General features: G+C 71.0%; 13 protein-coding genes and 1 tRNA gene. 9 read left to right on the forward strand and 5 right to left on the reverse strand.

Annotated elements, in window-relative coordinates; translation table 11 throughout:
• Positions 1-149: 149 nt before the first annotated feature.
• The 3 genes from SY2F82_RS20600 (at position 150) to SY2F82_RS20610 (ending at position 2565) form a co-directional block, all read left to right on the forward strand.
• Positions 150-1106, forward strand: a complete 957-nt coding sequence (locus SY2F82_RS20600) for an ATP-binding cassette domain-containing protein (protein ID WP_200420620.1) — start codon at positions 150-152, stop codon at positions 1104-1106.
• Positions 1103-1891: an ABC transporter permease gene (locus tag SY2F82_RS20605; protein ID WP_200420621.1), complete on the forward strand. Its 789-nt coding sequence runs from the start codon at positions 1103-1105 to the stop codon at positions 1889-1891. Before SY2F82_RS20600 ends, SY2F82_RS20605 begins: the two co-directional genes overlap by 4 nt.
• A 248-nt stretch (positions 1892-2139) precedes the next feature.
• Positions 2140-2565, forward strand: a complete 426-nt coding sequence (locus SY2F82_RS20610) for a hypothetical protein (RefSeq protein ID WP_200421071.1) — start codon at positions 2140-2142, stop codon at positions 2563-2565.
• 489 nt (positions 2566-3054) lie between these two features.
• Here SY2F82_RS20610 and SY2F82_RS20615 read toward each other — a convergent pair whose 3' ends face one another.
• Entirely contained in the window at positions 3055-4443 is a 1389-nt protein-coding gene (locus SY2F82_RS20615) for a cystathionine beta-synthase (RefSeq protein ID WP_200420622.1), read from the reverse strand.
• A gap of 199 nt (positions 4444-4642) precedes the next feature.
• Between SY2F82_RS20615 and SY2F82_RS20620 the strand changes: the two genes are divergently transcribed.
• The 3 genes from SY2F82_RS20620 (at position 4643) to SY2F82_RS20630 (ending at position 8449) form a co-directional block, all read left to right on the forward strand.
• Positions 4643-5713, forward strand: coding sequence for an SGNH/GDSL hydrolase family protein (locus SY2F82_RS20620; protein ID WP_200420623.1), 1071 nt, complete (start codon positions 4643-4645; stop codon positions 5711-5713).
• A gap of 451 nt (positions 5714-6164) precedes the next feature.
• Positions 6165-7385 carry an acetyl-CoA C-acetyltransferase gene (locus SY2F82_RS20625; RefSeq protein ID WP_200420624.1) on the forward strand — a complete coding sequence of 407 codons (1221 nt, stop codon included), beginning with the start codon at positions 6165-6167 and terminating at the stop codon, positions 7383-7385.
• A 266-nt stretch (positions 7386-7651) separates the two neighbouring features.
• Positions 7652-8449, forward strand: a complete 798-nt coding sequence (locus SY2F82_RS20630) for a hypothetical protein (RefSeq protein WP_200420625.1) — start codon at positions 7652-7654, stop codon at positions 8447-8449.
• 177 nt (positions 8450-8626) lie between these two features.
• On the opposite strand, the gene SY2F82_RS20635 is transcribed toward SY2F82_RS20630, so the two are convergent.
• Positions 8627-8938: a hypothetical protein gene (locus SY2F82_RS20635; protein ID WP_200420626.1), complete on the reverse strand. Its 312-nt coding sequence runs from the start codon at positions 8936-8938 to the stop codon at positions 8627-8629.
• 101 nt (positions 8939-9039) lie between these two features.
• Here SY2F82_RS20635 and SY2F82_RS20640 point away from each other — a divergent pair, with 101 nt between their 5' ends.
• Positions 9040-9267, forward strand: a complete 228-nt coding sequence (locus SY2F82_RS20640) for a DUF4287 domain-containing protein (protein ID WP_200420627.1) — start codon at positions 9040-9042, stop codon at positions 9265-9267.
• Between the two features lie 72 nt (positions 9268-9339).
• Here the strand turns inward: SY2F82_RS20640 and SY2F82_RS20645 are convergent, their stop codons facing one another.
• Positions 9340-10242 (reverse strand): Bax inhibitor-1/YccA family protein, encoded by a 903-nt coding sequence (locus tag SY2F82_RS20645; protein ID WP_200420628.1) that lies wholly within the window; start codon positions 10240-10242, stop codon positions 9340-9342.
• A 296-nt stretch (positions 10243-10538) separates the two neighbouring features.
• Positions 10539-11765, reverse strand: coding sequence for a 4-hydroxybenzoate 3-monooxygenase (locus SY2F82_RS20650; protein ID WP_200420629.1), 1227 nt, complete (start codon positions 11763-11765; stop codon positions 10539-10541).
• A gap of 251 nt (positions 11766-12016) precedes the next feature.
• Here SY2F82_RS20650 and SY2F82_RS20655 point away from each other — a divergent pair, with 251 nt between their 5' ends.
• Positions 12017-12499, forward strand: a complete 483-nt coding sequence (locus SY2F82_RS20655) for a hypothetical protein (RefSeq protein ID WP_200420630.1) — start codon at positions 12017-12019, stop codon at positions 12497-12499.
• Between the two features lie 103 nt (positions 12500-12602).
• Here the strand turns inward: SY2F82_RS20655 and SY2F82_RS20660 are convergent.
• Positions 12603-12686: transfer RNA gene (locus SY2F82_RS20660), tRNA-Leu, on the reverse strand.
• A 414-nt stretch (positions 12687-13100) separates the two neighbouring features.
• On the opposite strand from SY2F82_RS20660, the gene SY2F82_RS20665 reads away from it, so the two are divergent.
• Entirely contained in the window at positions 13101-13871 is a 771-nt protein-coding gene (locus SY2F82_RS20665) for an ABC transporter ATP-binding protein (protein WP_200420631.1), read from the forward strand.
• Positions 13872-14097 lie beyond the last annotated feature (226 nt).

The raw sequence follows: 14097 nt of genomic DNA on the forward strand, positions 1-14097 counted from the left end.
CCCTGGACGCCGGCACCGGCCACGGCCGCATCAGCAACGCGCTCAAGAACGACGGCACCACCGAACTCGACATCCGCGCCACCACCTCCCACGGCGACATCACCGCCCGCAGCCTGTAGATCCGCAGTCAGTAATAGGGGGCACCTCTCATGACCAACCTGGCCATCGCGGCGAACGGACTGCGCAAGTCCTACGGCGACAAGGTCGTGCTCGACGGCGTCGACCTGGCCGTTCCCGAAGGAACGATCTTCTCCCTGCTCGGCCCGAACGGCGCAGGCAAGACCACCGCCGTAAAGATCCTCTCGACCCTGATCAGCGCTGATACCGGCGTGATCCACGTCGGTGGCCATGACCTGGCCACCGACCCCCAGGCGGTCCGCGCCGCGATCGGGGTCACCGGGCAGTTCTCCGCCGTCGACGGCCTGATCACCGGTGAGGAGAACATGCTCCTCATGGCGGACCTGCACCACCTCTCCCGCCGCGAGGGCCGGCGCACCGCCGCCGAGCTGCTGGAGCGCTTCGACCTCACCGAGGCCGCGAAGAGGCCCGCATCCACCTACTCCGGCGGCATGAAGCGGCGCCTCGACATCGCCATGACCCTGGTCGGAGGCCCGCGGATCATCTTCCTCGACGAGCCGACCACCGGCCTCGACCCACGCTCCCGCCACAACATGTGGCAGATCATCCGCGAGCTCGTCTCCGACGGCGTCACCGTCTTTCTCACCACGCAGTACTTGGAGGAGGCGGACGAGCTCGCCGACCGTATCGCCGTGCTCAACGACGGGAGGATCGCCGCGGAGGGCACTGCCGAGGAGCTGAAGCGGCTCATCCCCGGCGGGCACGTGCGGCTGCGCTTCGCCGACCCGGCCGCGTACCAGAGCGCCGTCCTCGCCCTGCGCGAGGTCACCCGGGACGACGAGGCACTGGCGTTGCAGCTCCCCAGCGACGGCAGCCAGCGCGAGCTGCGCTCCATCCTCGACTGGCTGGACTCGGCCGGCATCGAGGCGGACGAGCTGACCGTGCACACCCCCGACCTCGACGACGTGTTCTTCGCCCTGACGGGCGGCGGCGACGTCCCCAACCAGCCCGAGGAGACCGTCCGATGAGCTCTTTCTCCCTCGCCGTGCGCGACTCGTCCACGATGCTGCGCCGCAACCTGCTGCACGCCCGGCGCTACCCGTCCCTCACGCTGAACCTGCTGCTCACCCCGGTCATGCTGCTGCTGTTGTTCGTCTACGTCTTCGGCGACACCATGAGCGCGGGCATCGGCGGCGGCGCCGACCGCTCCGCATACATCGCCTACCTCGTGCCGGGCTTGTTGCTGATGACCATCGGCAGCACCACGATCGGTACCGCGGTGTCCGTGTCCAACGACATGACCGAGGGCATCATCGCCCGCTTCCGCACGATGGCGATCCACCGCGGGTCCGTGCTCGTCGGGCACGTCGTCGGCAGCGTGCTGCAGTCGATCATCAGTGTGGTCCTCGTGGGGGCCGTCGCCGTGGCCATAGGCTTCCGGTCCACGAACGCCACGGCCCTGGAGTGGATCGCGGCGTTCGGGCTGCTGACGCTGTTCGCCCTGGCGCTCACCTGGATCGCGGTCGGGATGGGCATGGTCAGCCCGAACGCCGAGGCCGCCAGCAACAACGCGATGCCGCTGATCTTCCTGCCGCTCATCTCCAGCGCCTTCGTCCCGGTCGACGCGATGCCGGGCTGGTTCCAGCCGATCGCCGAGTACCAGCCGTTCACGCCGGCCATCGAGACCCTGCGCGGCCTGCTGCTCGGCAGCGAGATCGGCCACAACGGATGGCTCGCGATCGCCTGGTGCCTGGCGCTGACCGTCCTCGGCTACCTGTGGTCGAAGTCGGTGTTCAACCGCGACCCGAAGTAGCCGACACGAGCACGCGGGCCGCCTCCCACTGCCCGCCCCCGCCCGAGGGCGGCGTACACCGACACCGCGTCGGCCGTACGCCGCCCCGTCGGTGTTCTCGGCGATCCGCCGGGCCGGCGCCGTCCGCACCCGGCGCCGCAGCCCCGGCCGGAGGAACTGCCCTCCTGCCGGTGGACCCCCGCCGGAACGGGGGGTTGTCCCCAGTGCGGGGAGGCTCCCGCGTCCCTACCGTTGGGCGCATGAACGGAATGGACGCGCGCGACGCCGACCTGAAGAAGGAACTCGACGCCACCCTGCAGGCGCGCAGGGAACTGGGCGAGGAGTACGAGTCGGCACTGGTCGAATCCTTCCTGGAGAAGGTCGACCAGCGCATCGACGGCGCGATCGACCGCCGGGTGCAGCGGCAGCTGGCCGAGCAGCGCATGGTCGTGGCGCGCGGCGCTCGCTCCCCTCGGGCGACGGACTCGTGGGGCGAGCGCTTCGGCTTCGGCATCGTGTCGCTGGTGGTGGCGATCCCGCTCTCGGCCATCGGCGGCTCCTTCGGGGGCATGTCGGGCCTCGTGGCCGCCTGGTTCGGCATCGTCGGCGTCAACGTGGTCCAGGCCGCCCGCACCAACCCGGACCTCTTCGCCCGCCGCCGCAAGTCGCGCCAGGCCGCCGAGCGGGAAGACTGATCCCTCCCAGGCCCAGCGTTCCCGCGAGCCGAACAAAAGACGCGACGACCACCGCAACCATCAATTGAGCAGCCCCGACGGCGAGCAACCAGGCCCGCGAGAGCGGCGCCGGCTCAGGCGCAAAAGGGAGCCCGCGAGAGCGGCGCCGGCTCAGGCGCAAAAGACTGTGCGCGGGGACCGCCGCACCCCCGTTGCCGGGGGGCGGGACGACGGCGGTCCCCGCGGGGGACGCGGGCCGGGTCAGGGCCGGGCTTGCGCGTCCGTGGCGTCCATGGAGGTCCGGGAGCCGCTCCGGAGGTCCTTGGCGCCGTTCGCTGCCGACCGGGGCGGGGAGCCGCTCCCGCCGCCTGCCGACACCCACTAATGTGCCGGAACCGTGTTAAGCGGGTGCTGCGCGGACGTGACGTGCTCGTACCACTTCCGAGAAGCGGCTCTTCCCGCCCGTCACCGGAAGTTCCCCGGCGACACGCCCGGTTCACCGGACGTTCGCTACTGCTTTCCCCCCTTGGCCAGGAACGCCAGGAGGTCCTGCCGGCTGACCACCCCGGTCGGCTTGCCCTCGACCAGGACGATCGCCGCGTCGGCCGCACCGAGCACCGACATCAGGTCCGCGACCGGCTCACCGGAGCCGACCTGCGGCAGCGGCGGGGACATGTGCTTCTCCAGCGGGTCGTCGAGGGAGGCGTGCTTGGTGAACAGGGCGGCCAGCAGCTCGCGTTCGACGACGGACCCCACGACCTCGGCGGCCATCACGTCCGGGTGGCCCGCGCCCGGCTTGACGATCGGCATCTGCGAGACGCCGTACTCGCGCAGCACCTCGATGGCCTGGCCGACGGTTTCGTCGGGGTGCATGTGGACGAGGGAGGGGATGGCGCCCTCCTTGTCCTTGAGGACGTCGCCGACGCGCGCGCTCGGGCCCGTGTCCTCGAGGAAGCCGTAGTCGGCCATCCACTCGTCGTTGAAGATCTTGCTGAGGTAGCCGCGTCCGCTGTCGGGCAGGAGCACCACCACGACGTCGTCCGGACCGAGCCGCTCGGCGACCCGCAGGGCGGCGACGACGGCCATGCCGCAGGAGCCGCCCACCAGCAGGCCCTCCTCCCGGGCCAGCCGCCGGGTCATCTGGAAGGAGTCCTTGTCGGAGACGGCGACGATCTCGTCGGCGACGGTGGGGTCGTACGCGGTCGGCCAGAAGTCCTCACCGACGCCCTCGACCAGGTACGGGCGCCCGGAGCCGCCGGAGTACACCGAGCCCTCGGGGTCGGCGCCGATGACCTCGACCCGGCCGTCGCTGACGTCCTTCAGGTAGCGGCCGGTGCCGGAGATGGTGCCGCCGGTGCCGACGCCGGCGACGAAGTGGGTGATCTTCCCCTCCGTCTGCTCCCACAGCTCGGGGCCGGTGGAGTGGTAGTGCGACAGGGGGTTGTTGGGGTTGGAGTACTGGTCCGGCTTCCACGCACCCGGGGTCTCACGGACGAGCCGGTCGGAGACGTTGTAGTAGGAGTCCGGGTGTTCCGGGGCCACCGCCGTCGGGCACACGACCACCTCGGCGCCGTACGCGCGCAGCACGTTGATCTTGTCGGTGGAGACCTTGTCCGGGCAGACGAAGATGCACTTGTAGCCCTTCTGCTGGGCCACGATCGCCAGGCCGACGCCCGTGTTGCCGCTGGTCGGCTCCACGATCGTGCCGCCCGGCTTCAGCTCGCCGCTCTGCTCGGCCGCCTCGATCATGCGCAGGGCGATGCGATCCTTGACGGAACCGCCGGGGTTGAAGTACTCGACCTTCGCGAGAACGGTCGCCTGGATGCCGGCGGTCACGCGGTTGAGCCTGACCAGCGGGGTGTTGCCGACCAGGCTGATCATCGAGTCGTGGAATTGCACCGTTGTCTCCGGTTGCTGCACAGGAAGTGGTCGTGATGGTTCCGCCAGCGTAAGCGCTCGTACCGCCCGGGCGGGTGCGCTGAGCGAACGAGCCCTCGGGCCGGGGCCGTCCCGGGGCGTTCACGCGTCGTTGAGATTGGGCGACGGGGCGTACGGGGCAAGCAGTGGGTGTACGGCTACGAGGAGGTGGCGGCGACGCATGTCGAGCATGTCGAGGGCGAGAGCGGCCCGGCGCATCGCGGCGGGCGCGGCGTACGGCGGCGGCGGTATCGGCCTGGTCGGGGCGGCCGCCGTCGGCCTGCTGGTCGCCGAGGTACAGCTGGCCAAGCGCCATGTGGGCAACGGACACAGCCCCCATCCGCCGAGCGCGGACGGCCTGTACGGGTGGGGGTCCCCCCGCTCGAGCGCAGCCGGGAGTGGGGGAGGCCACAGCGCCCTCGGCGAACCACCGCTGAGGCTGGTGATGCTCGGCGACTCCACCGCCGCGGGGCAGGGCGTGCACCGCTCCCGCCAGACGCCGGGGGCGCTGCTGGCATCGGGGCTGGCGGCGGTGGCGGAACGGCCGGTGGAGCTGCGCGTCATCGCCCTCCCCGGGGCGCAGTCGGACGACCTGGACCGTCAGGTGACGCTGACGCTCGCGGCGCAGGACCGGATTCCCGACATCTGCGTCATCATGATCGGCGCGAACGACGTGACGCATCGGATGCCGCCGACGCGGTCGGTGCGGTATCTGTCGGCGGCGGTACGGCGCCTGCGCACGGCGGGCGCGGAGGTCGTCGTCGGCACGTGTCCCGACCTGGGCACGATCGAGCCGGTCCAGCAGCCGCTGCGGTGGCTGGCCCGCCGGGCCTCCCGGCAGCTGGCCGCAGCCCAGACGATCGGGGTCGTGGAGCAGGGGGGCCGGACCGTGTCACTGGGCGATCTGCTGGGCCCGGAGTTCGAGGCGAACCCTCGGGAGCTGTTCGGCCCCGACAACTACCACCCCTCGGCGGAGGGGTACGCCACGGCCGCGATGGCGGTCCTGCCGACGGTGTGCGCCGCGCTCGGCCTGTGGCCGGCGGAGGAGGAGCGCCCGGACGCGTCCCGCCGCGAGGGCTTCCTGCCGGTGGCCCGGGCCGCGGCGGAGGCCGCGGACGAGGCGGGCACGGAGGTCGCGGCCGCGATGCCGACCGGGCCGCGGGGGCCGTGGGCCCTGCTCAAGCGGCGCCGTCGCCGCCGCCTGCCGACACCGGAGGCGGCCCCGACCACGGCCCCGGAACCATCCGTATGACGCCGGGGGCGCGCCCTCCGCCCCCGCGTCACACCGGAGGCGTTCCTCGCCCCCGCCGCCCCTACCCGTCCCCGCGTCCCCCAGCCGGGGCTGCGCCCCGGAAGGGGCGCGGGGAACTGCGCGACCAGCCACACACAGCCCGCAGCCGCTGTACCTGCCCCACCACCCCTCCCGATGCGCGAGCGGCGCCGCCCCGCGACGTTCGGCCCGTCCGGCGGTCGATGGACTCGGCCGCAGCCGCAGCCGCAGGCCGAAACCGGGCCCCTGGGGGCGCAGCCCCGAGCGAACAGCGCGCCCACCCCACCGGCACTGGTTCCGGCCCAACCGCCCGCGACCCAAGCAAGCGCTTAGAAAATTGCGGCCCGAGTCACACGCCCATGCCCGTGACCTCCACCGTACGTACGGGTAACTTCCCCCACAGCCCTGCTCATCCTCGCGCAATGGAGCCGTGATGCCCGAAGCCGTCATCGTCTCGACCGCCCGTTCCCCGATCGGCCGTGCCTTCAAGGGCTCCCTGAAGGATCTCCGCCCGGACGACCTCACCGCCACGATCATCCAGGCCGCCCTCGACAAGGTCCCCGCCCTGGACCCGAAGGACATCGACGACCTGATGCTCGGCTGCGGCCTCCCCGGCGGCGAGCAGGGCCACAACCTCGGCCGTGTCGTCGCCGTACAGATGGGGATGGATCACCTCCCCGGCTGCACCATCACCCGGTACTGTTCCTCCTCCCTCCAGACCTCCCGCATGGCCCTGCACGCCATCAAGGCCGGCGAGGGCGACGTGTTCATCTCCGCGGGCGTCGAGACGGTCAGCCGCAGCGTCAAGGGCACCTCCGACGGCCTCCCCGACACCCACAACCCCCTCTTCGCCGACGCCGAGGCCCGTACCGCCGCCGTCGCCGCGTCCGAGGGCGCCGACTGGCACGACCCGCGCGAGGACGGCCTGCTCCCCGACCCGTACATCGCGATGGGCCAGACCGCCGAGAACCTCGCCCGACTGAAGGGCGTCACCCGCGAGGAGATGGACGAGTTCGGCGTCCGCTCGCAGAACCTCGCCGAGCAGGCCATCGCCAAGGGCTTCTGGGAGCGCGAGATCACCCCGGTGACCCTCCCGGACGGCACGGTCGTCAGCAAGGACGACGGGCCGCGGCCCGGGGTGACCCTGGAGGCCGTCTCCGGCCTCAAGCCCGTCTTCCGGCCCGACGGCCGTGTCACCGCCGGCAACTGCTGCCCCCTCAACGACGGCGCCGCCGCCCTGATCATCATGAGCGACACCAAGGCCCGGGAGCTGGGGCTGACGCCGCTCGCGCGGATCGTCTCGACGGGTGTGTCCGGCCTGTCCCCGGAGATCATGGGCTACGGTCCCGTCGAGGCCAGCAAGCAGGCCCTCAAGCGCGCCGGTCTCACCATCGACGACATCGACCTCGTCGAGATCAACGAGGCCTTCGCCGCCCAGGTGATCCCGTCCTACCGCGACCTGAACATCCCGCTGGAGAAGCTGAACGTCAACGGCGGTGCCATCGCCGTCGGCCACCCCTTCGGCATGACCGGCGCCCGCATCACCACCACCCTGATCAACTCTCTCCAGTGGCACGACAAGCAGTTCGGCCTGGAGACGATGTGCGTCGGCGGCGGCCAGGGCATGGCGATGGTCATCGAGCGCCTCAGCTGACCTCCGCCCGCACCAGCCGCGCAACGGCCCGGAGCTCCGCCGTTCCAGGATCCGGCGGAGCTCCGGGCCGGTTTGTAACCCAATCTCCCCCAGGATGTGACCTATCTCCCTCCGAGAGGGAGATCCGCAGGTCACAGCGGTTCCCCTGGTAAACATTGAGGGCAACCTCATGTCCGTTTCGTGACGTTACGCACTGACAGCTGGTTAGTCCACCCTTCAAGCTGATGTAGGAAGTCGGGGGCCGACCTTGAACCAGGAGTACGTCAGTGAGCGCCATGCCGATAGCTCTGCTGCTCACCACCGCCGCGACCGCGGGCGTGGGCGTCGCCGTCCTGTGCAGCGTGCGGGCGCTGCGCCGGCAGGTCGCGGCCCTGCACGCCGAACTCGTCGAGAGCCGTGCCGTGCAGGCACGCGGGCTCGTGCCCGCCGCCCGCACCGCCGCCGACACGGAGGACATACGCGCCGCCGTGGCCGAGGCGCTCGCGGAGGAGCGGGAGCGCGAGCTGGCCGAGGCGCGCGCCTTCTGGGCCGCCCAGGAGGCCCGGGACATCGCCGACGCCCCCACCCTGTTCGGTCTGCCCGACAGCGAGCTGTTCCTGCCCCGTCCCGCGGACTTCGCGGGCCTGGAGCACGACAGTCTGGAACCGGTGACCGAGGCCGGCGCCGACGAGACCGAGTTCCCCGGGGACTCCCCCGAACTGGCCGCCGCCCGCCGCCGTCACCCCTCGCACCCCGACTTCGTCCCGGCCCCGTCGCCCGTCACGGGCGACCACGAGCGCACGGTCGCGTGCCTGGAGAGGCTGGCCGACGCCGGCACCGAACTCGCCGACGTCCGCCCGGGCCCGCTGGGCACCCTGGACGTGTACGTCTTCGCGGACGGTACGACGCTGTGCATGACCCCGGGCCACCGCGAGACCGCGGAGCGCCTGGTCGCGGCCCTGACCGCCGGCCACACTCCGGTCCTGCTCGGCGGCTCGGGCGTCTCGGGCGCCTACGCCCTCACATTCGCGTGCGGCGAGGAGACCGTCTACGTCCTCGCGGACCGCGTCATCGCATCCCTGTAGTCACGCCGCCACGCCATCACGGTAGCCGGGCCGGCACGGCATCACGCCGTCACGCCGTCACGCCGTCACGCCGTGACAGCACGGGGCCGCGCCGGGGAGCGGGAATCGGCCGTCCCGCTCCGGCGCGTTCCGGCGCGTTCCGGCGCCTCCTCGACGCCGGCGCGTCGCGTGCCCCCTTCACACCCCGGCGCGTTTCTGCGCCTCCTCCACCAGCGCCACGGCCTCGGCGAGTTCCCTCTCGTCCCGCAGGACGACGGCCAGATCGTGCCCGGCGACCGTGATCTGGTCGGCGGCCGCGAACATGCCCGCGTCCGGCATCTCCCGCGGCTCGGCCGAAGGGTCCTCCAGAAGCTGGGCGCGGCGCGCCAACTCCCTGGCGAGCGCGAGCGCTTCGGCCGCCGCGCCCCGTTGCAACCGGCTCTGCGGAGCGGCCCGCAACCGGTCGGCGAAGTGATCCACGGCCCGGGTCAAAGGCGTCGTATCAAGCACGCGGCGAGCGTACGCGTCGCGGCAGCACTGTTGCCAACGGGCGAACGCTCAGGCACGGTGACCTGAAGGACCGGCTTCATCGAGTGCGTCCGGAGGCGCCGATGTCCCAAGTCTTCTCCGAGGAGACCCATCGCAACCTGCTCGCCCGCATCCCCCACTGCACCGGTCGTGAAGTGTCCGACTGGCTGCGAACCGTCGACGAAGGCCCCGCTCTCTGCTTCGAGGAGAAGGTCAGCTGGCTCCGGCACGAGCACAATCTCGCGTACGGGCACGCCAAGGCGATCATCCACGAGTACGACCTGAGGAGGGCCGCGCGCAAACTCATGTGAGCCGCGCACAGTGAAAGGGCCCGTGAACCACGGTTCACGGGCCCTTCAAAGCGCCGGGAGCGCCGACGGCGACTAGTCGTTGCTACTGAAGATCGCGACGAGCCGCAGCATCTCCACGTAGATCCACACGAGGGTCATGGTCAGGCCGAACGCGGCCAGCCAGGCCTCCTCGCGCGGTGCCCCGTACGCGATACCGTCCTCGATCTGCTTGAAGTCGAGCGTCAGGAAGAACGCACCGAGCAGGATCGCGATGACACCGACCAGCGCGCCCAGCGGGCCCATGCTGCGCAGCCCGCCGTCCGGCGCGACGCCGAACGCGACCAGCAGCAGGTTGACCGCCATGGTCAGGACGAAGGCGATGGCGATGGCCATGCCGATCCGGGCGTACCGCGCGGTGACGCGGATCCAGCCCGCCCTGTAGACGAGCAGGGTCGCGCCCGAGACCGCCATCGTGCCGAGCACGGCCTGGAACGGTGCGCCGTGCCACTGCGCGTTGTACATCTCGCTGATGACACCGAGGAAGACGCCCTCGAAGGCGGCGTACCCCAGGATCAGCGCGGGCGACGGCGTGCGCTTGAAGGACTGCACCATCGCCAGGACGAACGCGACCAGCGCGGAACCGAACGCGAGGCCGAAGCTGGTGGACGAGACCGGCAGCAGCGCCCAGGCGAGAATCGCGCCGACGGCGACCGTGCCGAGCGTCATCGCCGACCGCATGACGACGTCGTCCATCGTCATCCGGCCGGGGGCGGCCGGGGCCTGCGGCGGGGCGCCGTACTGCGTCTGCTGTCCGTACGGGTTCTGCGCGTAGGGGTTCTGCGCGTAGGGGTTGCCGCCCGCGTAAGGGTTCTGCGCGTACGGGTTGCCCTGCGTGCCGACGGCGGCTCCCCCGGCCTGCGGCGCGGTGTTGAAGCCCGCGTAGCCGTTGTCGCGGCTGAACCCCCGTCGCGAGAAGACCGGGTTGCTGCTCCTCATTTCACTCCTCCATGACCACCCTGCGTGGCCTTGGCTCAAGAGTAATAGACAGGCAAAGAATTGGCCGTACTGCTTGAGGAGGATCTTCCCCTCCTCATCGCAGGCAACACGCTACGCGCTGGTGTGATTCCCGGCGAGGATCCGCCTCACCCATGACGAAGCCGGTACAGAGTCGAGACCGGCCACTGATCATCCGGGCCGGCGACCAGTGCCCTCTTCGCCCGGACGGGTGACGCCATCCGCGTCACCCGTGACGTCCACCCGCGGACGTCACCCCGGGGACCCACCGGCAGCCGTCACCCCAGCGGGAAGCCCGTGTATCCGTCGGCGAGCTCGGCCTCGGCAGCGCGCGAGGTGGTGAGCCGTTCCAGCCGGGCCAGCTGGATGCGGTCGTCGAACGGCGTGGCGTCCGGGGCGCGGTGCAGCAGCGTGGTCATCTCGTAGGAGAACCGCTCGGCCTGCCAGACGCGGCGCAGACACGTCTCGGAGTAGGCGTCGAGCAGCTCGTCGGAGCCCGTCTCCTGCTGGTGCGTCAGCGCCCGCGCGAAGGTGACGACGTCGCCGACGGCGAGATTGAGCCCCTTGGCACCGGTGGGCGGCACGATGTGGGCGGCGTCCCCGGCGAGGAAGAGCCGGCCGTGGCGCATCGGCTCGTGGACGTAACTGCGCATCGGGGTGACCGACTTGGAGGTGATGGGGCCCCGGGCGAGTGTCCAGCCGTCGGCGGTCTCGAAGCGGCGCTCCAGCTCGTCCCAGATCTCCTCGTCGGCCCACTCCCCGGCGTCCGTGCCCTCCGGCACCTGGAGGTAGAGCCTCGAAACGAAGGATTCGATGGGAAGCGAAGCGACTTCCTTGGAAGGGTGGTGGCGGGTGGCGGGCGGGCGCATGCTCAGCAGGGCGAAGCCGCGGTCGTGGCGGGCGTAGACGAGTTCGTCGTGCGAGGGTGCGACATCGGCGAGGACGCCGAGCCAGCCGAACGGGTACGTACGTTCGAAGACACGGGACAGTCCGGCGGGAACCGCCTTGCGGGACACGCCCCAGAAGCCGTCACACCCGACGACGTACTCACACTCCAGGACGTCCTCGCCTCCCTCGTGCCGGAAGCGCACCCGCGGGCGCTCGCCGTCGACGCCCTCGACGGCGAGCGCCTCGGCCTCGAACAGCAGCGGGCCGCCCTCCTTGAGCTGGAGCGCGATGAGGTCCTTGCAGACCTCGGTCTGGGCGTACACCATCACGGAGCGGCCGCCGGTGAGCGCGGGGAAGTCGACACGGTGGCGGCGGCGCGCGAAACGCAGCTCGATTCCGTCGTGCCGCAGCCCCTCACGGTCCATGCGCTCGCCCGCCCCGGCGGCCCGCAGCACGTCGACGGACCCCTGCTCCAGGATCCCGGCCCGCTGGCGCCGCTCGACATAGGCCCTGTCGCGGGCCTCCAGCACGACGGAGTCGATGCCGGCGTTGTGCAGCAGCCGCGCGAGCAGCAGCCCGGCGGGCCCCGCTCCGATGATGCCGACGGTGGTACGCATCCCGACGCCCCTTCGTGCTGTTCGCATGGTGAAACTTACTTCACATATGCCCGGGGAGAAGTCTCCGGCCGCACGGCCGCTCCTGTCAACGACTGCTCCTTCCCCTCCTTCCCTTGTCCACGAAGAGCCGCGGCGCCGTGCCGCACCCCGGCTGAAGCCGTTCGGCTCAGCAGCGGTGGTGGGCCGCACCGGCCGCGCCCAAGGTGGAGCTGGCGGGGGCATGGGCAGGGAGCGACGGCCGGAGGACACGCGTGGTACTCGATGAGGTCCAGCTGCTCAAGGCTGGCGAGCAGCGGCTCGAGGACATCTTCCGCACGAGTCCGCCCGGAGAGGTCCCGAGGGGTCCGCTGGAGGGCACCGCGATTCTGCCCTGGGCCGGATCGGCGGGAGCCCGGTTCGTCGCCGTGTTCGTGAGCCTCGGCCTGTGGCGGGGCAAGGTTTTCAGTCCGGACGGCCATCTGAGCAACCGGTTCACGGCCCTGGACGTGCTCGCCTTCATCGCGAAGGTCTCGGTGGGGCCGAGCCGGCTGGACGGCAAGGACTGCATCGTCGTCGACTACTCGCGGACGTCCCTGCTGGCCATGGGCCTACGGGACGAGGTGCGCGAGGTGGCCCCGAATCTGTACCTGGGCCTCGTCTGGCTGTTCGGCCACAAGGTCGGCTGGTTCTCGCTGCGGTTGCCGGGAGGCGAGACCACGAAGCCCGCGACCCACCTCGACGAAACGTACCTCTGACGCCCCGCCCCTGAGTGCCACCTGCCCGCACAGCCGACGGCACCCCGCCCCCCGGCTCCGGCAGGAACTGGAAGAGTGACCAACGGGTTACCGATGAGGGAAGTGCCCGGAGCCGGACTCGAACCGGCACGCCCGCGAAGGGGCAGCGAGGTTTAAGCTCGCCGTGTCTGCATTCCACCATCCGGGCAGGCCTGGGCACCGCATCGAGCGCTCCGAGCCTATCGGGACGCATCCCTCGAACAGCGGGCCCGGGACGCGATGTTGTCTTATTTTATTGATGTCTGAGGGTGCATCAGCACCGGGTACGGGCCATCCGCACTTGCCAATAGCCTTTCGGGGAAGCGCAGCCCTTGTATGCGAAATGACGGAATTTCACCGCCCTGAAGGAGGGGTGCGGGAGCGGTTCCACTTCGGGTGATCAACCGCTTTCCACAGCCCGCGGCTCAGGGGAGCGTGTCATCCCCAGGTATGACGCGGGCCGTGGCGGTCCGACCGAAGGCTGTCCCGGGAACCGGAGCAGCGACTGACTCCACGGCGGCGAAGCGCCGCGACGATGGGACACGTCCTCCTCACCGTCGCCTTCCCGACAGGAGCAGCTCCCGTGACCAGCACCCCCCTCGCCGACCGGACCACCACGGTGGCCGCCCGCGCCACGGACCTGTCGAAGGTCTACGGTCAGGGCGAGACCCAGGTGGTGGCCCTGGACCGGGTCACCGTCGACTTCCAGCAGGCCCAGTTCACGGCGATCATGGGACCCTCGGGCTCCGGCAAGTCCACGCTGATGCACTGCGTCGCCGGGCTCGACTCCTTCTCCTCCGGTTCGGTGCGCATCGGCGACGTCGAGTTGGGCTCGCTGAAGGACAAGCAGCTCACCAAGTTGCGCCGGGACAAGATCGGGTTCATCTTCCAGGCGTTCAACCTGCTGCCGACGCTGACCGCGCTGGAGAACATCACCCTCCCGATGGACATCGCGGGCCGCAAGCCGGACAAGCAGTGGCTGGACACCGTGATCCAGATGGTCGGCCTGTCGGACCGGCTGAGCCACCGGCCCGCACAGCTGTCCGGTGGTCAGCAGCAGCGCGTGGCGGTCGCGCGGGCGCTCGCCTCCAAGCCGGACATCATCTTCGGCGACGAGCCCACCGGGAACCTGGACTCCCGGTCGGGCGCGGAGGTGCTGGGCTTTCTGCGGAACTCCGTACGGGAGTTGGGGCAGACGGTGGTGATGGTCACCCATGACCCGGTGGCCGCGGCGTACGCGGACCGGGTGATCTTCCTGGCGGACGGGCGGATCGTGGACGAGCTGTACGGGCCGAGTGCGGAGGGGGTGCTGGACCGCATGAAGCGGTTCGACGCGAAGGGCCGCACGTCCTGACGCGGGCTGCCCCCGTCACTCCCGAGAGCTCCGCCCTCGGCCCCCGGCGGGGCTGCGCCCCGGACCGCCGCGCGGGGACCACGTCCCCAGCGGTCCCAGGGGCTCCGCCTCCGGACTCCCCGATCGTCCTGCGGCCTCGTCCTCAATCGCCGGACGGGCCGGTTCCGCCTGCACTCGGCTGAAAGGCCCCCGGCTCGGCTGCACACTCAGCCCCTCCGCCGTCTGA

The sequence above is a fragment of the Streptomyces sp. Y2F8-2 genome (assembly GCF_014905555.1).
GTDB lineage: Bacteria > Actinomycetota > Actinomycetes > Streptomycetales > Streptomycetaceae > Streptomyces > Streptomyces cynarae.